Origin of the sequence: Denitratimonas tolerans, assembly GCF_037203605.1 — a bacterium.
GTDB classification, from domain to species: domain Bacteria; phylum Pseudomonadota; class Gammaproteobacteria; order Xanthomonadales; family Xanthomonadaceae; genus Denitratimonas; species Denitratimonas tolerans.
Genome location: NZ_JBBDHC010000005.1, coordinates 71,797 through 93,364 on the forward strand (window position 1 = coordinate 71,797; position 21,568 = coordinate 93,364).

A 21,568-nucleotide genomic window follows, 5' to 3' on the forward strand; every position below is an offset into this window, starting at 1 on the left:
TCCCGGCATGACGCTCTATCTCTGGATCAAGCTGCTGCATCTGGTTTTCCTGATCGCCTTCATGGCCGTGGTGTTCTACCTGCCGCGCATCCTGGTGAACCTGGGCGAGGCCGGCAACCTGGCACCGGTGCGCGAGCGGCTGGCGCTGATGGGCCTGCGCCTGTATCGCTTCGGCCACGTCATGTTCGGGCTGGCCTTCCTGTTCGGTCTGGTGCTGTGGCTGGGCTATCGCGTGCTGCCGGACTTCCCCACGATGGTCGTCGCGGGCACCGGCTGGATGCACGCCAAGCTCGCGCTGGTGGTGGCGCTGTTCGTCTACCACGTCCACATGGGGCGGCGGGTCAAACGCATTGCGGCGGGTGGCGCGCTGCCCAGCCCCGGCGCGATGCGCGTGGTGAACGAGCTGCCGCTGCTGGCGCTGGTGGCGATCCTCTGGCTGGTGCTGCTCAAGCCGTTCTGAGGCAATCCGGTTTCACAGCGCCAGCCGTATCGGCACAGGCACGTTGCACAGCTCGATCCGGCCCACCGGATCGATGAACCATTCCTCATGCCGTACGCGCCGCGCCTGCACCAGGCGCTCGAAGGCGGGCGTGTCGGTGCGGAAGACCTCGATGGACAGGCGCTCGGATTCCGGAAGGTCGGAAGCCAGGCGCAGGCTGCGGATCGGCGTACGCTGTGCCGGGTCGGTGTAGAAGCCCATCGGTGCCGGCCCGCGCGGCAGGGACGAGAGGTGCTCGATGCCCGAGAGCACGCGCCCGACCGGGGTGATGTTGCGATCCAGATGGCGCGGAGCGTGGCCGATCACTGCATACAGTTCGGCCCCGTTGCTGCTGTCGGCGGGATTGTCCCGGCCGGCACCGACCAGCCCGTAGCAGTGCGCCATCCACACCTTTCCGCGCGCCGGATCGCGCGCCGCGGCAAAGCCGTCGACGAAGCCGACCTGTGGCGCATAGGCGTCGCGGCTGTCGATGCGGCGGAAGCCCGAGTCCGCTGCATCGCGCTCGAACTCCGCCGGCAGCCGCGCCCGGGCCTCGCCCGGCGCGCGGCGATGCTCGGGATTCCCGGCTTCCGGATCGCCCCACTGCGCCACGTAGTTGTCCTGCACCCGCACGATAGCCAAGCCATCCCAATAGCGGGCGTGAGCCAGAGTGCGGATGTTGGCGACGTGCTCAGGCGCGAACTGCGGTGCCAGTTCGATCACCACGCGTCCGCCGGGGAGGTCCATGTAGAGCGTGTTTTCCGGATCGGGCCGACGCCAGTCCGCCGCGCTGGAGGCGGCGAGCACCTCGGCAAGGGTCGCTGCCGGCGCAGAGGGTGCGGCAATCGCCAGGCAGGGCAGGGCGCAGGCGAGCAGCAGTGCGGTCGGGCGCAGCAGGGACATGGCGGCTTCCAGATCAGGGTGGGTGCAGTCTAGGGGCCTGCGCGGCAAAGGTGCAGCGGCGTCGGACCGTGGCTTGCGCAGGGCGGCGCGGCTGCGCAGACTCGCCGCATGCACGATGCGTCACTGCCTCTCGCATCGCATGCGATGCGGCCACTCGCCTGCGCAGCCGTCGGGCTGCTGCTGGCGCTGCCGTGTGCCCGTGCCGCCGAATCCGGGGCCGCGCCGGATGTGCCGGATGTACCGGATGCGATACCGGTGCTCGTGGTGACGCCGGGCCTGCGCGCAGAGGATGCATTCGCGGTTCCCGCCTCGGTCACCGCACTTGACGTGGATCTGGCGGGGCGCGGTGGGCCCGGCGTGGGGCTTTCGGAGACGCTGCGGCGGGTGCCGGGCGTGCTGTCGCGCTCGCGCCAGAACCATGCGCAGGACGAACAGCTTTCGATTCGCGGCTTCGGCGCGCGTTCCAGCTTCGGGGTTCGCGGCGTGCGGCTCCTGGTCGACGGCATTCCCGCCACCATGCCGGACGGACAGGGGCAGATGTCCCACGTCGATCTGGCCTCGGCGGCGCGGGTGGAGGTGCTGCGCGGGCCGTTTTCGGCGCTCTACGGCAATGCCGCTGGCGGGGTGGTGCAGGTTTTCAGCGCCGGCGGCACGCCGGAGCCTGAATGGAGCCTGCGCCTGGGCGGTGGCAGCCACGGCCTGGAGCGCGCGCATGCGTCCGCGCGCGGGCGCACCGACGTGATCGACTACAGCGTGGCCACGGGCGTCTTCCGCAGCGACGGGTTCCGCCGCCACAGCCGGGCCGAGCGACGCCACGGCAACGCGCGGCTCGAGTTTCCGCTGCGCGGCGACGGCCGGCTCGTCCTGCTGGCCAACGCGATGGATCAGCCGCTGGCCGAGGATCCGCAAGGGCTCACTGCCGCCCAGTTCCGCACCGATCCGCGCCAGGCATCGGCCCAGGCGCTGGCCTTCGACACCCGCAAAGAGGTGCGCCAAAACCAGGGCGGCGCGATCTATGAGCGCGCCCTGGGCGCGCAGGTTTCGCTGCGCGCCATGGCCTACTGGGGCGAGCGCGACATGCGCCAGTTCCTCGCGGTGCCGGTGGCGGCGCAGGCCAGCCCGCTCAGCGCGGGCGGCGTGGTCGGGCTGGATGGCGACTACGGTGGCGCAGACCTGCGCGCCTCGCATGAAGGCCGCCTGCGCGATCGCCCGTTCGCCCTCACGCTGGGCCTTGCCGCGGACCACCAGCGCCAGCACCGCCAGGGCTGGGAAAACTTCGCCGCGGGTCAGCTTGGCGTGGTCGGGTCGCTGCGCCGCGACCAGCGCGATGCGGCATCCAGCCGGGACGTCTACGCGCAGCTCCGCTGGGAACCGGTGCCGCGCTGGGCGCTGAACCTCGGCGCGCGCAGCAGCGAGGTGCGGCTGCGTTCGCGCGATCGCTACATCACCGCGTCCAATCCGGACGACAGCGGCAGGGCGACCTACCGCGGCACCCGACCGGTCGCCGGCCTGGTCTTCCAGGCGAGCCCCGCGTGGCGTGCGTACGCTTCCTTCGGGCGCGGTTTCGAAACGCCGACGCTCAGCGAGGTGGCCTATCGTCCGGATGCCGCCAGCGGCCTGAACCTGGACCTGCGCCCGGCCACCACCGCAAGCGTCGAACTGGGCGTCAAGTGGCGCGGCCATCGCGATGCGATGCTCGATCTGGCCCTGTTCGACGCCGCCACGCGCGCGGAGATCGCGGTCCTCGCCAGCGCGGGTGGGCGCACCGTCTATCACAACGTCGGACGTTCGCGGCGGCGCGGCCTGGAGGCCATGCTGCGCCTGCCGCTGGGCGAGGCGTGGACGCTGCACGCGGCCTGGACCTGGCTCGATGCGCACTATCGGGACGGCTTTGGCGCGTGCGATGCGGCCGGGCGGTGCGCCGTGCCGGCCGGCGCGCGGATACCGGGCGTGCCGCGCGCCGCGCTGGCCGGCGAACTGCGCTGGTCCAACGGCCGCGGCCTGAGCGCCGCGCTGCATCTGGATGCCGTCGGCAGGATGCCGGCGGACGACGCCGGCCGCACGTTCGCCCCGGGTTTTGCGACGCTGGGCTTCAGCGCCGGGCAGGAATACGACCTGGGCCAGTATCGCCTCGCCCCCTTTGTCCGCATCGACAACGCATTCAGCCGGTCCCACGTCGGCTCGGTCATCGTCAACCAGGCTTCCGGTGCCAGCCTCGAGCCGGCCCCCGATCGCAGTCTGTGGCTGGGGATCCGCGTCAGCCGCAGCGCCCGCTGACCGCGCGGGAATCGCCGGACTGCCGCCTTTCCGACGCGTCCGGCCGCCGCAGGACGGGCGGAGGTTCGCCAACCCGCAGCTGCCGCGCCCTCCCGCTATTGCAGAGGGAGATACTTGTTCCTATAATGAGCGACTCTGCTGCGGGGTGGAGCAGTCTGGCAGCTCGTCGGGCTCATAACCCGAAGGTCGCAGGTTCAAATCCTGCCCCCGCTACCAGTTCGGTGATGAGAGGGCCTCTTCGGAGGCTCTTTCATTTGCCGGACCGAGGAAGGTCCGCAGGCGGACTTTCCTGGAGGCCTGGCCAGGCCTCCGTGAAACCGGACTGGACTGCAAGGGGCCTCGTGCCCCTTTTCTTTTGCTTTGAACAAGGTGTTGCCCGTTTTTTCCATGACCTCGATCGAACGCGACATCGAAGCGCTGCTGTCCCCTGCCGTGACCGCGCTCGGGCTTGAGCTGCTTGGCGTGGAGTTCATCCCCGGCAGCGGCAACGCGGTGCTTCGGCTGTACATCGACGAGCCGGAGCGCGGGGTGACGCTGGAGGACTGCGAGGCGGTCAGCCGCGAAGTCAGCGCGCTGCTGGACGTGAACGATCCGATCGAGACGCACTACACGTTGGAGGTCTCCTCGCCGGGGCTGGACCGCCCGCTGTTCAAGCCGGCGCAGTACGCGCGCTTCATTGGGCAGGCGGCCAAACTGACGCTGGAGTTCCCGCAGGACGGGCGCCGCCGTTTCCAGGGGCCGATCCTTGCGGTCGACGGCGACAGCATCACCATCGAACAGGACGGGCAGCCCGTGGCGCTGGTCTGTTCGGCCATCCAGAAGGCCCGGCTGGTCCCGGTCTTCGAGCCACCCGCCAAGCCCGGGCGCGCGCCTTCCGGCGGCACCCGGCAGAAACAGCGCGATTCGTGAGGATCGCCTGATTTTCGTCAACTCGACAGGGCCGTGAGCGGTCCGACGGAGCGATACAGATGAGCAAGGAACTGTTGAACGTCGTTGAAGCCGTCGCCCACGAAAAGGGTGTGGCGCGACAGGTCATCGTCGAGGCGATGGAAGCGGCGCTGGCGTCCGCGGCCAAGAAACGCTACCCGGACGAAGACGTGACGATGCGCGTGACGATCGATCCGCGCAGCGGCGAGTACGAGACGTTCCGGCGCTGGGAAGTCGTGGCCGACGACGTGGTGATGGAATCCCCGTCGCGCCAGCTTCGTCTGATGGATGCCATCGACGTGCGCCCCGAGGCGCAGGTCGGCGAGTTCATCGAGGAACAGGTCGAAAACGCCGAGTTCGGGCGCATCGCGGCGCAGGCGGCCAAGCAGGTCATCGTGCAGCGCGTGCGCGAAGCCGAGCGCGCGCAGGTGGTCGAAGCCTACGCCGACCGGGTGGGCGAACTCCTCACCGGCGTGGTCAAGCGGGTCGAGCGCGGCAGCGTCTACATCGACCTGGGCGGCAACGCCGAGGCCTACATTTCCCGCGACAAGGCGATCCCGCGCGACACCATGCGCGCCGGCGACCGGGTGCGCGGCTATCTGGCCGAGGTTCGGGCCGAGTCGCGCGGCCCGCAGATCTTCATGTCGCGCACCGCTCCCGAGTTCATGATCGAGCTGTTCAAGCTCGAGGTGCCGGAAGTCGGCCAGGGGCTGGTGGAAATCAAGGCCGCCGCGCGCGATCCGGGTGATCGCGCCAAGATCGCGGTGCTCGCCCACGACAGCCGTACCGATCCCATCGGCGCGTGTATCGGCATGCGCGGCTCGCGCGTGCAGGCGGTCTCCAACGAGCTCAACGGCGAACGCATCGACATCGTGCTGTGGGCCGAAAATCCCGCGCAGTTCGTGATCAATGCGATGGCACCGGCCGAGGTGCAGTCGATCATCGTGGACGAGGAAAAGCACTCGATGGACATCGCCGTGGCCGAGGACAAGCTCGCCCAGGCGATCGGACGCGGCGGCCAGAACGTGCGTCTGGCCAGCAAGCTCACCGGCTGGCAGCTCAATGTGATGACCCAGGACCAGGTCACCGCCAAGAGCGAGGCCGAGCAGAACATCGCGCGGCAGGCATTCATCGACCGCCTCGAAGTGGACGAGGAAATCGCCGGAATCCTCGTGGCCGAAGGGTTTTCCTCGGTGGAGGAAGTGGCCTATGTTCCGGCCGCCGAGCTGCTGGCGATCGAAGGCTTCGACGAGGACATCGTGGAGGAGCTGCGCGCCCGTGCGCGTGATGCGTTGCTGAACGAGGCGCTGGCGGTCGAGGAGGGGCTGGACGAGAGCCAGCCGGCGGAAGATCTCCTGGAACTCGCCGGGATGAACGAGGCGCTCGCCTACGAGTTCGCCCGTCGCGGCATCCTGACGCGCGATGACCTGGCCGACATGGCCGTGGACGAGATCCTCGACGTCGAGGGACTCGATGCCGACAGTGCCGCCGCGCTCATCATGGAGGCGCGCAAGCACTGGTTTGAATGACTGGGGGGCATCTTGCCAGCCCACGATAATCACGAATCCGCTCGCGTTTCGGGCGGGTCAAAGAGATAGGAAGTCGCATGTCTGACGTCACCGTACGATCCCTTGCCACGTTGGTCGGCACCCCGGTCGACAAGCTGCTGGAGCAGCTGGCGGAGGCCGGCATGAGCTTCAGCGGTCCCGATCAGGTCGTGACGCCGACCGAGAAGATCAAACTGCTCGGTTTCCTGCGCCGCGCCCATGGCCGCAGCGAGGCCGCGGCAGCCGATGCCGCGCCGCGCCAGATCACGCTCAAGCGCCGCAAGATGGAAGAACTCACCGTCCCCGCCGGCAAGGGCAAGGCGACGGTGAACGTCGAGGTGCGCCAGAAGCGCACCTACGTCAAGCGCGCCGAGATCGAATCGCCGCAGGATGATGAGCGCGAGGAGGCGCAGCGCAAACTGGCTGAATCCCAGGCCCGCAACGAGGCCGAGAATGCGGCGCTGGAGGGGGCCGACCAGAAGCGCCGTGACGAGCTCGCGCGCCAGCGCGCCGAGGAAGAGGCTGCGGCCGAGCGCGCGCGCCAGGAGGTGGAGGAAGCCGCCCGCCGCGCTGCGGAAGAGACCGCCGTGGCGAGCGAGGAGCGCCCGCGCCGGGCGCACGACGCGGACGAGGGCCGTGCACCCGTGGTGCGGCGCGAGCCTGCGCCCGCCCCGCGCAGCGACAAGGCGGCGCGCCCTGCGCGCCCTGCGCGCGGCGGCGGGCGCGACAATGCGGGCGGACGCACCGGCCGCGGCGAGCTGCATCTCTCGGATGCAGGCAGCGCGCGGCGCGGCGCGAAGAAGAGGCCGACGCGGCGCGAGGCGGGGCGCGGCGCGACCGGGTCGCACAGTTTTTCCCGCCCGAACGCGCCGGTGGTGCGTGAGGTCGCGATCGGCGATTCGATCGTCGTGGCCGATCTCGCCAACAAGCTGGCGCTCAAGGGCGGCGAAGTGGTCAAGGCGCTGTTCAAGATGGGCGTCATGGCGACAATCAACCAGAGCATCGACCACGACACCGCCGCGCTGGTGGTGGAAGAGCTGGGCCACACCGCGGTCCGGGCGACCGATACCGACGCGGAATCGACCCTGATCGCGCTCACCGGCGAGATCCAGGGCGAGGTCGAGCCGCGCCCGCCGGTGGTCACGATCATGGGCCACGTCGATCACGGCAAGACCTCGCTGCTCGATTACCTGCGCCGCACCAAGGTCGCCAAGGGCGAGGCCGGTGGCATCACCCAGCACATCGGTGCCTATCACGTCGAAACCCCCAAGGGCGTGATCAGCTTCCTCGATACCCCCGGCCACGCGGCGTTTTCGGCGATGCGCGCACGCGGTGCCAAGCTCACCGACGTGATCGTGCTGGTGGTTGCCGCCGACGACGGCGTGAAGCCGCAGACCGTGGAAGCGATCCAGCACGCGCGCGCTTCGAACGTGCCGCTGGTGGTGGCGATCAACAAGATCGACAAGTCCGATGCCAACCCGGACCGGGTCAGGCAGGAGCTGATCCAGCACGAGGTGCTGGCCGAGGAATTCGGCGGCGATGTGCAGATGGTGCCGATCTCGGCCAAGCAGGGAACCGGCATCGACGAGCTGCTCGACGCCATCCTGCTGCAGGCCGAAGTGCTCGAGCTGACCGCGGTGCGCGATGCGCGCGCCGCCGGCGTCGTGATCGAATCCTCGCTCGACAAGGGCCGCGGCCCGATGGCCACGGTGCTGGTGCAGCGCGGTACCCTGAAGAAGGGCGACTACCTCGTGTGCGGCACGCAGTACGGCCGCGTTCGCGCGCTGTTCGACGAGAGCGGCCAGCAGGTGCAGGAAGCCACCCCGTCGATCCCGGTCGTGGTGCTGGGGCTTTCCGGCGTACCCGATGCCGGTGACGATTTCGTGGTGGTCGAGGACGAGCGCCTGGCCAAGGACGTGGCGCAGCAGCGCGAAGCCAAGCGCCGCGAAACGCGCCTGGTCAAGCAGGCCGGCAACCGCATGGAGGACGTGCTGGCGCAGATGGGCCAGACCGACGGCCAGCCGCAGCAGCTCAACCTGGTCATCAAGGCCGATGTGCAGGGCTCGGTGGAAGCGCTGCGCCAGTCGCTCACCGCGCTGTCGAACGACCTCATCACCATCAACGTCATCACCTCGGGCGTGGGCGGCATCACCGAGTCGGACGCCAATTCCGCGGCAACCGCCAAGGCCACCATCATCGGCTTCAACGTGCGCGCCGATGCCTCGGCCCGCAAGGTGATCGAGGCCAACGGCCTGGATCTTCGCTATTTCTCGATCATCTACGACGTGATCGACCAGGTGAAGCAGGTGGCATCCGGGCTTCTGGGCAAGGAGGTGCGCGAGGAAATCATCGGCGTCGCCGAAGTGCGCGAGGTGTTCCGCTCCTCCAAGTTCGGTGCGGTGGCCGGCTCGATCGTGGTCGAAGGCGTGGTCAAGCGCCACAAGCCGATCCGCGTGCTGCGCGACAACACGGTCGTGTTCGAGGGCGAGCTGGAGTCGCTGCGTCGCTTCAAGGAAACCGTTGACGAAGTGCGCGCCGGCACCGAGTGCGGCATCGCGGTGCGCCAGTACAACGACGTGCAGCCGGGTGACCAGATCGAATGCTTCGAACGCATCGAGGTGGCGAGGACGCTGTGAGGCCGGGGATCGGGAATCGGGAGTGGGGAATCGTGAAAGCGGTTCCCCGTGCGCCCGGAGCCTGAATCCCGGACCCGCCGACGTCCTGCAATCCGATTCTCCATTCTCCATTCCCGATTCCCGGCCCCATGAAACGAAGCTTCAACCGCACCGACCGTGTCTCCGCCCAGCTTCGCCGCGACCTTGGCGAACTGGTGCACGCGGCCGTGCTCAACCATGGGCTGGCCTCGGCCAGCGTGTCCGATGTCGAGGTCACGCGCGATCTCGCGCATGCCAAGGTGTTCGTCACCGCGCTCGAAGCGGCGCGTTCGGCGGAAGTGGTGAAGGCGCTCAACGAGATGGCGCGCGAGCTGCGCTTCGAGCTGGGCCGCCGGGTGCGGCTGCGCACGGTTCCCGAACTGCACTTTCACTACGACGATTCGGTCGATCGCGGCGAGCGCATCGAGGCGCTGCTGCGCGAGGACCAGGATCGCGGGAATGCCTGATCGGGCGTTTCCTGACGCCGCACGATGACGCCTTCCCCTTCGCGCGCTTGGCGTCCGGTTCACGGCATCGTGCTGCTGGACAAGCCACAAGGCCTCAGCTCCAACCAGGCGCTGCAGCGGGTCCGACGCATTTTCGGCGCCGAGAAGGGCGGCCACACCGGCGCGCTCGATCCGCTCGCGACCGGCCTGCTTCCGATCTGCCTGGGCGAGGCGACCAAGATCGCCGGGCTGCTGCTGGAGGGCGACAAGTGCTATCTCGCGCGCGTTGCGCTGGGCGTCGAAACCGATACCGATGATGCGGAAGGTCGCATGCTGCAGCAGCGCCCGGTGCCGGCGCTGGATCACGAGCGGGTGGCGGCGGCGTTGACGCCCTTCATCGGCCGCATCCGCCAGGCCCCGCCGCGCTACAGCGCCCTCAAGCAGGGTGGCGAGCCGCTCTACCGCAAGGCGCGGCGGGGCGAAGAGTTCGAGGTGCCCGAGCGCGAAGTCACCGTGCATGCCATCGCGCTGCGCGACATGGGCGAGGACTGGCTTGATCTGGAGGTCACCTGCGGCAGCGGCACCTATATCCGCAGCCTGGCGCGGGACCTCGGGCGCGCGCTGGGCTGCGGCGGACACATCGCGGCGCTGCGCCGGCGGTGGGTGGAACCGTTTCGCGCGCCGCGCATGTTCACTCTGGAGGAGCTGGCGGAACGGGCGCAGTCCGGTCCTGCCGGACTCGATGCCGTATTGCTGCCGATCGAGGCCGGCCTGGCGCACTGGCCCCGCATCGTGCTGGATCCGGCCCAGGCGCAGCGCCTGCGCCAGGGCCAGCGCTTCGCGGTATCGGCCGCCGACGGGCCGCAGCTGGCGCTGGACGCCGATGGAAAGGCTCTGGGCCTGGTCGACGTGGTGCGGGGCGTGCTGCAGGCGCGTCGCCTGTTCCAACGGCCTGCGGCCTGAGTCGGAACGGAAAGGCCGTGGGCGGCCCGGCGGTCTCCTTTCGATGCGTACTGCGCCAGCGGGATGTCCGCAGGCGCATCAGGCGAACCACCGGCCGGGTGACAGGAGCCTCCACCTGTCTACAGGAGACCCGGTCATTGGTCGCTTCGCTTTCCGCCTGCCCGCACGCCTGCGACAGCGACGGTTTCCGCGGCGGCGTCGCGCTATCATCTGAGGCTGTCGAACCAAGCCGGGCGGGGTACCGTGGGCGACATCACGGAACTTCTCGAAGCCGCCAGATCGGGGCAGGCGCATGAGCTGGACGCGGTGTTCACAGCCGTCTATCCGGCGCTGCGGACCCTCGCCGGGGCGCGCCTGCGCGAGTCCGCTTCCGAGGCGACGCTGAGCCCGACTGCCCTGGTCAACGAGGCCTACCTGAAGCTGATCGGGGCCAGTGCCCTGGATCTGACCGACCGCCGCCACTTCTTCGCCTGCGCGGCGCGCGCGATGCGCCACATCCTGATCGACAGCGCGCGCGCGCGCGCCAGCCTCAAGCGCGGCGGGCCGCTCGCGCAGGTGACGTTGACCGGGGCGGGTGGCGATGCGGAGGCGATCACCGGACCGGACCTCCTGGACATCAACGCCGCGCTCGATCGGCTCGACGAGATCAATCCCGAACTGCGGGAGCTGGTTGAATTGCGCGTCTTCGCCGGCATGACGCTCGAAGAACTTGCCGCGACCCTGGGGCGCTCGCTGCGTTCGATCAGCCGCGACTGGCAGCGCGCCCGCGCCCTGCTTCTGGCCCAGCTGGGCTGAGCCGATGGATGCCACCGAGCGCGATCAGTGGCGCGAGGCGGATCGGCTGTTCGATGCGCTGATCGAACTGGCACCCGATGCGCGCAGCCGTCGCGTCGCGACGCTGGACATCTCCGCCGGGGTGCGTGACAAGCTCGAAGCGTTGCTGCGCCGAGCCGGAGAGGCCAGCCCACTGCTGGATTCGGACGCTGCGCTTGTATCCGCCCTGCCGTTGCCCGATGGCTGCGCCGCAGACCCGCTGCTGGGGCGAAACCTGGGCGACTGGCACCTGCTGGAACTCCTGGGGCGCGGCGGCATGGCCGTGGTCTATCGCGCCGAGCGCGTGGGTGGCGACTACCGGCAGCAGGCCGCCGTGAAGGTACTCAGCCTCGTGCTGCGCAGTCAGGACGATCATGCGCGCTTCCGGCGCGAGCGCCGCATCCTGGCCCAGCTCCAGCACCCGCACATCGCGCGCCTGCTCGACGGCGGCATCGCAGCGGACGGCACGCCCTATCTTGCGATGAGCCTGATCGAAGGCGAGCGCATCGATGCCTGGTGCGAGCACCACCAGCTCGATATTCCAGCGCGCGTACGCCTGTTGCACCAGGTGTGCGGCGCGGTCGCGCATGCCAATCGCCTGCTGGTCGTCCACCGCGACATCAAGCCTGCAAACATCCTCGTGGATGACGACGGCAGCGCCTGTCTGCTCGACTTCGGCATTGCCCGCCTGCTGGATGGCGATACCACCGGGGAAGCGACGCTCACGCGCGCGTTCACGCCCGACTACGCCGCGCCCGAGCAGCGGGCTGGCGACGTGCCGCTGAGCACCGCGGTCGACGTCTACGGCCTCGGGGCGGTATTGCACCGACTGCTGACCGGCCAGTCGCCGCGCCTCGACGCGGCCGGAGATCCCGTGCCCGCCTCGCAGGTGGCGGCGGCTGCCGGCAACCCGCTTGCCGCGCACGCGCTGCGAGGCGATCTGGATGCGATCCTGGCCCAGGCCATGGCGCGAGAGCCGCAGGCGCGCTATGCCGGGGCGGATGCGCTGGCAATGGATCTGCATGCCTGGCTGTACCATCGGCCGATCCAGGCGCGCCGCGCCAGCCTTCGGGGCCGCGTGGCCCGACTCGTCCGCCGCAATCCCGGTGCCAGCGCGCTGGCCGCGCTGTGCCTGGTCCTCGGGCTGGGCGGGATCGTCGCCGTGCTGCTGGGCCAGCAGCAGGTCCGAGAGCAGGCGCTCGAGCTGCAGACCGTGGTCGATTTCCAGTCGAGCATGCTGCGTTCGGTCGAACCGGCGCAGGTTGGTGCCCGGATCCACGCGGCGCTGGATGCCGCACTGGCCGACGTCGGACTGGATCCCGAACTTCGCCGTCGCGCCATCGGGCAAATCGACACGGTGGGGCTCGCCATCGACAGCCTCGACGAAGGCATGCTTCGGCGCGCCGTCGACGCTGCGCGCCGGAACCTGGCCGACCAGCCGCGGGTGCAGGCGCGGCTGCTGCAAAGCCTCGCCAGCATCTACATCGACCTCAATCGGTTCGACCAGGCGGCACCGATCCAGCGCGAGGCGCTGGACCTCTTCCACCGTACCGTCGGTCCCGGCGACCCGCTGACCCTCGCCAGCCTGCGCGAACAGGTCGATCTGGGCATGCGCAGCGGTCAGGGCATCGACGAGGCCGCCATCGAGGACATGCTTGCGCGGCACCGTCGACACCTCGGGGACGACAGCTTCGATACCGCGTTGGCGCGCGGCCTGTTCGCGCGCTGGCACATGGATGCCGGCAACCTGCCGCGGGCCGAGGCCGAACTGCGCGCCGCGCTCGCGCGCATGGAGGCACTGCGCGGCAGCGAGGATCCGAATGTCGTCGGCGAGCGCGCCGTGCTCGGGCAGCTCCTGCTGAACGCCGGTCGCAATGACCAGGCCGCGGAGCTGTTGCAGCAGGCACTGGCGGCTGCGCGGCGGATCCATGACGCCCAGTCCGCCAGCGTGCTGTCGATTCTCTCCAACCTGGCGACGGCGCTTGCGCGGCAGGGCCGGCTGGACGAGGCGGAGGCGATGCACGCGGAAGTGTTCCAGGCCTATCGCGCCAGCCTGGGTGCCCGCCACCCACGCACCCTGATCGCACTCAACAACCTCGCCGCCGATGCGCGCAAGCGCGGTGATTACGCGGCTGCGCTGCCGCTGCAGGAGCAGGCCCGCGCCGGCATGATCGAGGTTCTTGGAGCCGAGCACCCGCTCAGCCTGCGCATGCAGATGAGCCTGGGCGAAGTCAGGCTGGGCCTCGGTGAAGCGACCATTGCGGCCGGTTTTCTGGCCGAGGCCCTGGCTGCCTGGGAGCGCCTCGCACTGTCTCCGTCGCCGCCGATCGCCCGCGCCCAGCGTCACCTGGGGCAAGCCCTGCAGGCGCAGGGAAGAGTGGAGGATGCCGCTGGCGCAATGCAGGCGTCCTGGGATACGGCAAACGCCATCGGATCACGGGAGGAACAGCGCGCCACGGCAGCCGCCTTCGTCGCCCTGTACGCCTCAGCCCCCGAGAACGCCGAACCTCACGCCCGATGGCTGGCGCGACTGGATGCGCTTGATGCACCGGATTCTGGCGGCACGCCGCCGCCCTGATGCCGGCGGCGATGCGCCCCGCACCACTTCAGCAACGAGCGGTGCGAGGACGGTGTCGCAAGGCCGGGCCGCAAGCCACGGCGCGGGAATTGACCGTCTTTCGGTGCCACCCTACAATGCGCGGCTACGCCGGAATAGCTCAGTTGGTAGAGCGGCGCATTCGTAATGCGTAGGTCGTAGGTTCGATTCCTATTTCCGGCACCACACGACGACTCTGGCGGGTTCCGTAACCGCCACGAATCACCACGAAACGCCCGCGCCGCAACGGTTTGCGGGCGTTTTCGTTTCCGCGACCTGCCCGAACCGGCCCCAACCGCAACACCCATTTGCGCACGATTTACGCATAGGATGCGGGCATGGCAAGCATCCGGCGACATGGGAACCGATACCGCGCGCATCTGTGCGTCGGCGGGGCGGGCGGCGACCTCTTCCCAGGCAGCGTCCGCCCGCGCGTGCGGAAGAAGATCGCGTCATCGGGCCTGCGCCCGCGCGAGCCCTGGCGCGAGCGTCGGGTGGTCCTGCGCCACGGAGTCTGGAGTCGCCCATGACCACGCTTTCCGCCGCGATCCTGCTGTTCCTGATCCTCGATCCGCTCGGCAACGTGCCGGTGTTCCTGAGCCTGCTGCGCGACCTGCCGCCGAAGCGGCAGCGCTGGGTGCTGGCGCGCGAATTGCTGATCGCGCTCGGGGTGCTGCTGCTGTTCCTGTTCGCCGGCCGCGCGATCCTGGCGGCCATGCACCTGCGCGAAGAATCGGTTTCCATCGCCGGGGGCATCGTGCTGTTCCTGATCGGCCTGCGCATGATCTTTCCGCCGCAGGACGGGCTGCTCGGGCACCAGCCTGAAGGCGAGCCCTTCATCGTGCCCATGGCGATTCCGCTGATCGCCGGCCCGTCGGGCATGGCGGCGGTGATCCTGATGGCAAGCAACGATCCGACGCGGCTGGGCGACTGGGTTCTGGCCCTGCTGATGGCCTGGTCCGCTACCGCCGTCATCCTGTTTTCGGCCACCTTCCTCTACAAGGTGCTGGGCCGGCAGGTGCTCACCGCGGTGGAGCGGCTGATGGGCATGCTGCTGGTGGCGCTGTCGGTGCAGATGCTGCTCGACGGTGTGCGCGCCTATCTCGCCGGCTGACGAATCCGCCGCGCGGCAAGGGGATTTCTCGGCAGATCGAGTCTGCGGCGCGCGGTGCGGCGCGCGCTGTCGGTGCCGCGGCGGGCCGACGCGCCGGGTATTGGGCCGGGAAGTAGCAAAACAGTCATAAAGTTCGGTTAAACTGTGGTTAAAGAATCGCCGGATGCACGGGGACTGGCCGATCCGGTGGTGGCAAGACAGAACCAGTTCAACAAGCAGCCCGCAGTCGCGCGAGTGCGCGAATGCGGGCGCAGTACGGGCGGCATGGCCGCACGGTCAGCGGCATCAACGTCAGGCAATCAGGGCAAATCCATGAAAAAACAACTTCGTATCAAGCACCTCGCAGGCGCACTCGCCGTCCTTCTCATGACTGCGCCGGCGTATGCGCAGCAGACTTCGTCCAACATTGCCGGTCGCGTGACCGACAACGAGGGCGCGCCGCTGGCCGGTGCCGAGGTCATGATCGTGCACACGCCCTCGGGCACCACCAGCCGCGCCGTCACCGACGGGCAGGGCCGCTACACAGCGCGCGGCCTGCGCGTGGGTGGTCCGTACACCGTCACGGTCACGCGCGATGGCTTCAAGGGTGAAGCCACCGAGAACGTATTCCTTGCGCTGGGCGAAACCTCGGCCCTGAACGTCGATCTCGACACCGCGGCCACCTCGCTGGAGGCCATCCAGGTCGTGGCTTCGGCGGGCCTGTCGGTGTTCAATCCGGACAACATGGGTACCGGTACGGTCCTTTCTTCCGGCGACATCGCGGCGCTGCCCTCGGCCGGCCGCAACATCCAGGACCTGATCCGCCTGGATCCGCGCATCAGCCAGACCAGCAAGGCCGACGGCCGCATTTCCGCCGCCGGCCAGCATTCGCGCTACAACCTGATCCGCATCGACGGTGTTTCCACCAACGATCCGTTCGGCCTGGAGGCCAACGGCCTGCCGACCGAGCGTCAGCCGGTCTCGGTGGACGCGATCGAAGAGCTGAACATCGCGCTGGCCAACTACGACGTGACCTACGCGGGCGCCACCGGTGCCGTGGTCAACGCGGTCACCCGTTCGGGCACCAACGACTTCCACGGTTCGGTCTACTACGCCTACCGCGACAAGGACTGGGTGCGCGAGGACCTGCAGGGCGTCAAGTTCAACGGCTTCAATGACGAGACCACCTACGGCGGCACCTTCGGTGGCGCGCTGGTGAAGGACCGCCTGTTCTTCTTTGCCAACTACGAGAAGTACGTGCGCTCCGCGCCGGGCTCCAGCTACGCCTCCACGCCTTATGGCCGCGGCCAGATCACCGATGCCGACATCGCCGAGGCCCAGCGCATCGCGCGCGACGTCTGGGGCTTCGACGCCGGTTCGCTCGACCCGGTGAAGGGCGACACCGAGATCGAGGAGTACGCGGTCAAGTTAGACTGGAACATCAACGACGACCACCGCGCCTCGCTGCGCTACAGCAAGCTCGAGCAGAACGTGATCCGCCAGCCGGGCATCGGCTCGAGCAGCATTTCGCTCAGCAGCCACTGGTACAACCAGCCCAAGACCTTCGAGACCATGGTCGGCCAGCTCTTCAGCAACTGGTCGGACAACTTCTCCACCGAGCTGAAGCTCTCCTACCGCGACTACATCGCCGAGCGCGCGCCGATTTCCGACCTGCCGTCCATCCGCGTCAACATCGGCAACCAGGGCCTGATGTTCGGTACCGAGGTCAACACCCACGTCAACGTGGTCGACACCACCGAGAAGAACGTGTTCTTCGCCGGCACCTACTATCTGGGCGACCACGCCCTGAAGTTCGGCATCGACTACGCCGAAAACGACATCATGAACTTCTACGGCCGCGACCTGAACGGCTCGTACACCTTCGCCTCGCTGGCCGACTTCGCCGCCGGCACGCCGAGCCAGTACACGGTGCGCACGCCGCGTCCGGGCCGCGACTACGGTGATATTCCGGCGACCTACGTGTTCGAGAACACCGGGTTCTTCCTGCAGGACAACTGGTCTGCGACCTACAACCTGAGCCTGATGTTCGGCATCCGCGTCGACATCCCGGATTTCGATCGTGAGCCGCTGTACAACGAAACCATCCACCAGATGTACGGCTACGACAACCGGGTCACCATCGATACCAAGCTCTGGCAGCCGCGCTTCGGCTTCAACTACACCTTCGACACCGAGCGCTCCACCCAGCTGCGCGGCGGCGTGGGCCTGTTCCAGGGCACCGCGCCCAACGTCTGGATGGCCGGTGCCTTCCAGAACACGGGCCTGAACTTCGTCGCCTACGACCAGCGCAATCCGGGCGCGATCTTCACCCCGGGCGTCAATCCGCCGTACATCCCCAGCGGCCCGGGTTCCACCCCGCGCCTGCGCGTGGACCTGATGGAGCCGGGCCTGGCGCTGCCGTCGGTGTGGAAGGCCAACCTCGCGTTCGACCACGAGCTGCCCTGGCACGGCATCGTGGCCTCGGCCGAGCTCCTGATGCTCAACACCAAGAACGACATCTACTTCGAGTCGCTTGACCTGGGCGCGCCGACCTTCGCCGGCCAGGACGGCCGCATGATCTACTGGAACGCGGCGGGACTGAATCCCATCAACGCCCAGAGCAACGGCATCCAGAACGGTCGCGGCAATCCGGGTGGCGGCGGCAGTGCCGGCAACCGCGCCAACCGTCCGAGCAACATCGATCAGGTGATGCTGGCGCGCAACACCAGCAAGGGCGAAAGCAAGGCGCTGACCCTGTCGCTGACCAAGCCGATGCAGGCGGGCGACCACTGGTCCTGGACGGCGGGCTACACCTACACCGACGCCACCCAGGTCAGCCCGATGGCCAGCTCGCAGAACACCTCGAACTGGAACGGCACCACGATCTACCAGGTCAACGAGAACGTGTCGTCCACCTCGCGCTACGCCATCCGCGACCGCTTCACCGGCGTGCTGACCTATACCAACGCGTTCTTCGGCGACAACAACACCACCTTCGGCCTGTTCTACGAGGGCCGCTCGGGCCTGCCGTTCAGCTACATCTACTACAACGACATCAATGGTGATGGTGCCTCCACCAACGACCTGTTCTATGTTCCTGCCGGTCGTGGCGACGTGCTGTTCACCGGCGGTGCGCAGATGGAAAACGACTTCTTCAACTGGCTCGAACAGCACCCGGACCTGGCCCGCTACGCCGGCCAGGTGGTCCCGGCCAACAGCGGACGGGCGAAGTGGGTCAACAACTTCGACCTGCGCATCAGCCAGCAGCTGCCGTCGTTCTTCGAAGGCCACAAGGCCGAGTTCAACTTCGACATCATGAACGTGGGCAACCTGCTCAACAAGAAGTGGGGCCTGATCGAGGACTACGGCTTCTTCCAGACGATGCGCGTGGCCAACTACGCGGGTATCGACCCGGCCACCGGCAAGTACGTCTATACCTTCTCGGGGTCGACGGACGAGCCGGGCATCCAGGAAAACAACAACGACAAGGGCAACACCGGCGTGTCGCGCTGGTCGGTCATGGCCACCTTCAAGTACAGCTTCTGATCCATCGAAGCGGTATCGCGTGATCAAGGCGGCCGGGGGAAACCCCGGCCGCCTTGCTTTTCGCGCAGGAAGCGATGCGGTTGTGGACGCTGCCGGGCACGGCCGGTATCATTTCCGCTCGCCCCAAACCCCCTCGTCCCACCTGTGGCCGCCCTTGCGGCAGCCGATGCGGACGTGACCGCGTGCCGCAAATCAGGCGCGCGGGGTTTCCTCCCTCCACAAGGCGAAATCCGTGCCCCATCCCGCAATTCTTGCCCTCGCCGACGGCACCGTCTTCCACGGAACCTCGTTCGGCGCTTCCGGGCTGCGCGCCGGCGAAGTGGTGTTCAACACCGCCATGACCGGCTATCAGGAAATCCTCACCGATCCGTCCTACGCCCGACAGATCGTCACGCTGACCTGGCCCCACGTCGGCAACACCGGCTGCAATCCGCAGGACGACGAGGCGCGCGCCATGCACCTCGGCGGCTTGGTGGTGCGCGAGCGCCCGACGCCCGCGAGCAGCTGGCGCAGCACCGCCAATCTCGAAGACTGGCTGGTGGCGCGTGACGTGGTGGCCGTGGCGGGGATCGACACCCGCGCCCTGACCCGCATCCTGCGCGAGCGCGGCGCGCAGGGCGGCTGCCTGATGGCGGGGCCGGATGCCGATGCCGACGCCGCCGTGGCCGCCGCGCGCGCCTTCCCGGGCCTGGACGGAATGGATCTGGCGAAGCAGGTCACCACCGCCTCGCGCTATGCGTGGAGCGAGGGCTCGTTCGATCTCGACGCCAATTGCTTCAGCACGCCGGCCACCCGCTTCCACGTCGTGGCCTATGATTTCGGCATCAAGCTCAACATTCTGCGCCTGCTGGTCGATGCCGGCTGCCGCCTTACCGTGGTGCCGGCGCAGACGCCGGCGCGCGAGGCGCTCGCACTCGATCCCGACGGCATCTTCCTCTCCAACGGTCCGGGCGACCCGCAGGCCTGCGGTTACGCGATCGAGGCGATCCGCGAGTTCATCGCCGCGCGGATTCCGCTGTTCGGCATTTGCCTGGGCCACCAGCTTCTTGCGCTGGCCGCCGGGGCCAGGACGATCAAGATGCCGCACGGCCACCACGGCGCGAACCATCCGGTGCAGGAACTGGCCTCGGGTCGGGTGATGATTTCCAGCCAGAACCACGGCTTCGCCGTGGACGAATCCAGCCTGCCGGCCAGCGCGCGCGCCACGCATCGCTCGCTGTTCGACGGCAGCAATCAGGGCATCGCCCTCACCGACGCGCCGGCCTTCAGCTTCCAGGGCCATCCCGAAGCCTCCCCGGGCCCGGCGGATGTGGGCGGATTGTTTGCGCGTTTCGCAGCCACCATGCAAGCCGCCAACGCGGCGTGATGAACGGAGTTTCAAGAATGCCCCGACTTTTCCTTCTTGCCGCGCTCTGCGGCGCGCTGCTTCTTTCATGGGCCGGTGCAAGCGCCGCCGAACGCCTCCCGGTGGGTGACTTCTTCAAGGATCCCGAGTTCCGCAGCGTGTCGCTGTCTCCCAGCGGCACCTACATCACCGTCTCGGTGCCGCGCGCCGACCGCACCGTGCTGGCCGCGTTCCGGGTCCGCGACATGAAGCTGATCGGCAAGTGGGACCAGGGCGAGAACCGCCACATCGACCGGGTCCGCTGGGTCAACGACGACCGCTTCATCCTGTACGTCACGCGCAAGACCGGCGCGTTCGACTTCCGCGTGGGCACGCCGGACCTCTATCTGAGCGATGTCGATGGTGCCAAGCGCATCCACATTCCCAACGGCGGCACCTACAGCATCGTCGATGTGACCTGGGACGAGCCCGACACGATCCTGGTGCAGCGCTCGGTCGATTCGGCCTACCTGTTCAAGCTCAACGTCTACACCGGCAAACTCAATACCGTCGCGACCGCGCCGCTGCGCTTCGGCGGTTTCGTGCTCGACCACGCCGGCAAGGTGCGCTATGCCATCGGGCAGAAGACCGAGGGCGGCGATTTCGTCACGCTGCGGCGTGACGGCGAGGACTGGACCACCGTGCATTCGGCACCGATGGGCGAGTCCGTCCGCAGGCCGCTGATGTTCGCCAAGGACGGCGAGCGGGTGATCTTCTCGATCAGCGACGAGGGCGAACCCGTGCGGCTGGCGCTGGTCGATCCGCAGACCGGCGAGGAGACGCTGCTGGCGCGCAATGCCAACGTGGATGCCACCGCAATGCTGATGAGTTCGGATGAGACCGAACTGCTCGCCGTGGGCTATCAGGACGGCCTGCCGGGCTACGAATTCGTCACCCCCGATCACCCCGAATCCAAGGCGCTGGCGGGGCTGCTCAACGCCTTCCCGGACCACGCGGTGTCGTTCTCGGGAATGAGCCGCGACGGCCGCTTCATCCTGCTGCGGCGCTACAGCGATGTCGATCCGGGAGCCTATTTCCTGTTCGATCGCAAGAGCGGCGAGGCGCGCTTCCTGCTGGCCTCGATGGACTGGATCGATCCGGCGAAGATGTCGCCGACCCGGCCGATCTCGCTCACCGCGCGCGACGGCACGCCGCTGCACGGCTACCTCACCGTGCCGCGCGGCGAGGGCAGGAACCTGCCGCTGATCCTGCACCCGCACGGCGGCCCGCACGGGGTGCGCGACGAATGGGGCTTCGATCCGCAGGTGCAGTTCCTCGCCAATCGCGGCTATGCCGTGCTGCAGATCAACTTCCGCGGCTCGGGCGGCTACGGCAATGCCTTCGAGCGCAAGGGCTATCGCAACTGGGGTACGACGATGATCGACGACATGACCGATGCCGTCGACTGGACGGTGGCGCAGGGCATCGCCGATCCGAAGCGGATCTGCACCTACGGCGCCTCCTACGGCGGGTTCGGCGCGCTGCAGTCGGTGGTCCGCAACCCCGAGAAGTACCGCTGCACGATCGGCTACGTGGGCGTCTACAGCCTGCCGATGATGTTCACCAAGGGCGACATCCCGCAGACGAAATCGGGCGTGGCCTATCTCAAGCGCGTGCAGCCGGAGGCGCTGGCCGAGCAGCAGGCGCAGTCGCCGGCGTTCAACATCGACAAGATCCGCATCCCGGTGATGCTGGTGCAGGGCGGCAAGGACGAGCGCGTCCCGCCGTCCCAGTACCGCCTGCTCAAGGATGGCCTGGCCAAGGCCGGTAATCCACCCGAGGTGGACATCCTGGAGCCGAAGGAAGCGCACGGTTTCTATGACTTCGACAACAAGGTTCGGCTCTACACCGCGATGGAAGCCTTCCTGGACCAGCACATCGGCCCATCCGCGCGTTGAGCGGCAACTCCCGCCTCCCGCCTCCCGAACCTGACTCGCACCC

The 21,568-nt window shown here is 68.3% G+C and carries 14 protein-coding genes and 2 tRNA genes; 15 read left to right on the forward strand and 1 reads right to left on the reverse strand.

Translation table 11 applies throughout. The features are described from left to right. The first annotated feature begins 7 nt into the window (after positions 1–7). Positions 8–460: a CopD family protein gene (locus WB794_RS04905; protein WP_337334734.1), complete on the forward strand. Its 453-nt coding sequence runs from the start codon at positions 8–10 to the stop codon at positions 458–460. Positions 461–472: 12 nt separating this feature from the next. On the opposite strand, the gene WB794_RS04910 is transcribed toward WB794_RS04905, so the two are convergent. After that, positions 473–1,381, reverse strand: coding sequence for a peptidylprolyl isomerase (locus WB794_RS04910; protein ID WP_337334735.1), 909 nt, complete (start codon positions 1,379–1,381; stop codon positions 473–475). A gap of 144 nt (positions 1,382–1,525) precedes the next feature. Between WB794_RS04910 and WB794_RS04915 the strand changes: the two genes are divergently transcribed. The 14 genes from WB794_RS04915 to WB794_RS04980 all read left to right on the forward strand — a co-directional run bounded on the left by WB794_RS04915 (position 1,526) and on the right by WB794_RS04980 (position 21,525). Beyond that, positions 1,526–3,658 carry a TonB-dependent receptor family protein gene (locus tag WB794_RS04915; protein ID WP_337334736.1) on the forward strand — a complete coding sequence of 711 codons (2,133 nt, stop codon included), beginning with the start codon at positions 1,526–1,528 and terminating at the stop codon, positions 3,656–3,658. Between the two features lie 139 nt (positions 3,659–3,797). Further along, positions 3,798–3,874: transfer RNA gene (locus WB794_RS04920), tRNA-Met, on the forward strand. Positions 3,875–4,045: 171 nt separating this feature from the next. After that, a complete protein-coding gene (gene rimP, locus WB794_RS04925; protein WP_337334737.1) occupies positions 4,046–4,567 on the forward strand; it encodes a ribosome maturation factor RimP in 522 nt (173 codons plus the stop codon). A gap of 59 nt (positions 4,568–4,626) precedes the next feature. After that, complete coding sequence (gene nusA, locus WB794_RS04930) at positions 4,627–6,114, forward strand: transcription termination factor NusA (protein ID WP_337334738.1); 1,488 nt, start codon at positions 4,627–4,629, stop codon at positions 6,112–6,114. A gap of 77 nt (positions 6,115–6,191) precedes the next feature. Then, positions 6,192–8,768, forward strand: a complete 2,577-nt coding sequence (gene infB, locus WB794_RS04935) for a translation initiation factor IF-2 (protein ID WP_337334739.1) — start codon at positions 6,192–6,194, stop codon at positions 8,766–8,768. Positions 8,769–8,896: 128 nt separating this feature from the next. Beyond that, complete coding sequence (gene rbfA / locus WB794_RS04940; protein ID WP_337334740.1) at positions 8,897–9,253, forward strand: 30S ribosome-binding factor RbfA; 357 nt, start codon at positions 8,897–8,899, stop codon at positions 9,251–9,253. A 24-nt stretch (positions 9,254–9,277) separates the two neighbouring features. Then, the gene (gene truB / locus WB794_RS04945; protein WP_337334741.1) at positions 9,278–10,195 is read left to right on the forward strand and encodes a tRNA pseudouridine(55) synthase TruB; all 918 of its coding nucleotides are present in this window, start codon (positions 9,278–9,280) and stop codon (positions 10,193–10,195) included. Between the two features lie 243 nt (positions 10,196–10,438). Further along, on the forward strand, positions 10,439–10,990 hold the full coding sequence (locus tag WB794_RS04950) for an ECF-type sigma factor (protein ID WP_337334742.1): 552 nt from the start codon (positions 10,439–10,441) through the stop codon (positions 10,988–10,990). A gap of 4 nt (positions 10,991–10,994) precedes the next feature. Then, positions 10,995–13,586, forward strand: coding sequence for a serine/threonine-protein kinase (locus tag WB794_RS04955; RefSeq protein ID WP_337334743.1), 2,592 nt, complete (start codon positions 10,995–10,997; stop codon positions 13,584–13,586). A gap of 128 nt (positions 13,587–13,714) precedes the next feature. Next, positions 13,715–13,790, forward strand: a tRNA-Thr gene (locus WB794_RS04960). Positions 13,791–14,130: 340 nt separating this feature from the next. Then, positions 14,131–14,718 carry a YhgN family NAAT transporter gene (locus WB794_RS04965; RefSeq protein ID WP_337334744.1) on the forward strand — a complete coding sequence of 196 codons (588 nt, stop codon included), beginning with the start codon at positions 14,131–14,133 and terminating at the stop codon, positions 14,716–14,718. 312 nt (positions 14,719–15,030) lie between these two features. After that, positions 15,031–18,243: a TonB-dependent receptor gene (locus WB794_RS04970; RefSeq protein WP_337334745.1), complete on the forward strand. Its 3,213-nt coding sequence runs from the start codon at positions 15,031–15,033 to the stop codon at positions 18,241–18,243. Positions 18,244–18,475: 232 nt separating this feature from the next. After that, positions 18,476–19,609, forward strand: a complete 1,134-nt coding sequence (gene carA, locus WB794_RS04975; RefSeq protein ID WP_337334746.1) for a glutamine-hydrolyzing carbamoyl-phosphate synthase small subunit — start codon at positions 18,476–18,478, stop codon at positions 19,607–19,609. Positions 19,610–19,626: 17 nt separating this feature from the next. Next, positions 19,627–21,525: an alpha/beta hydrolase family protein gene (locus WB794_RS04980; RefSeq protein WP_337334747.1), complete on the forward strand. Its 1,899-nt coding sequence runs from the start codon at positions 19,627–19,629 to the stop codon at positions 21,523–21,525. Positions 21,526–21,568: the final 43 nt, after the last annotated feature.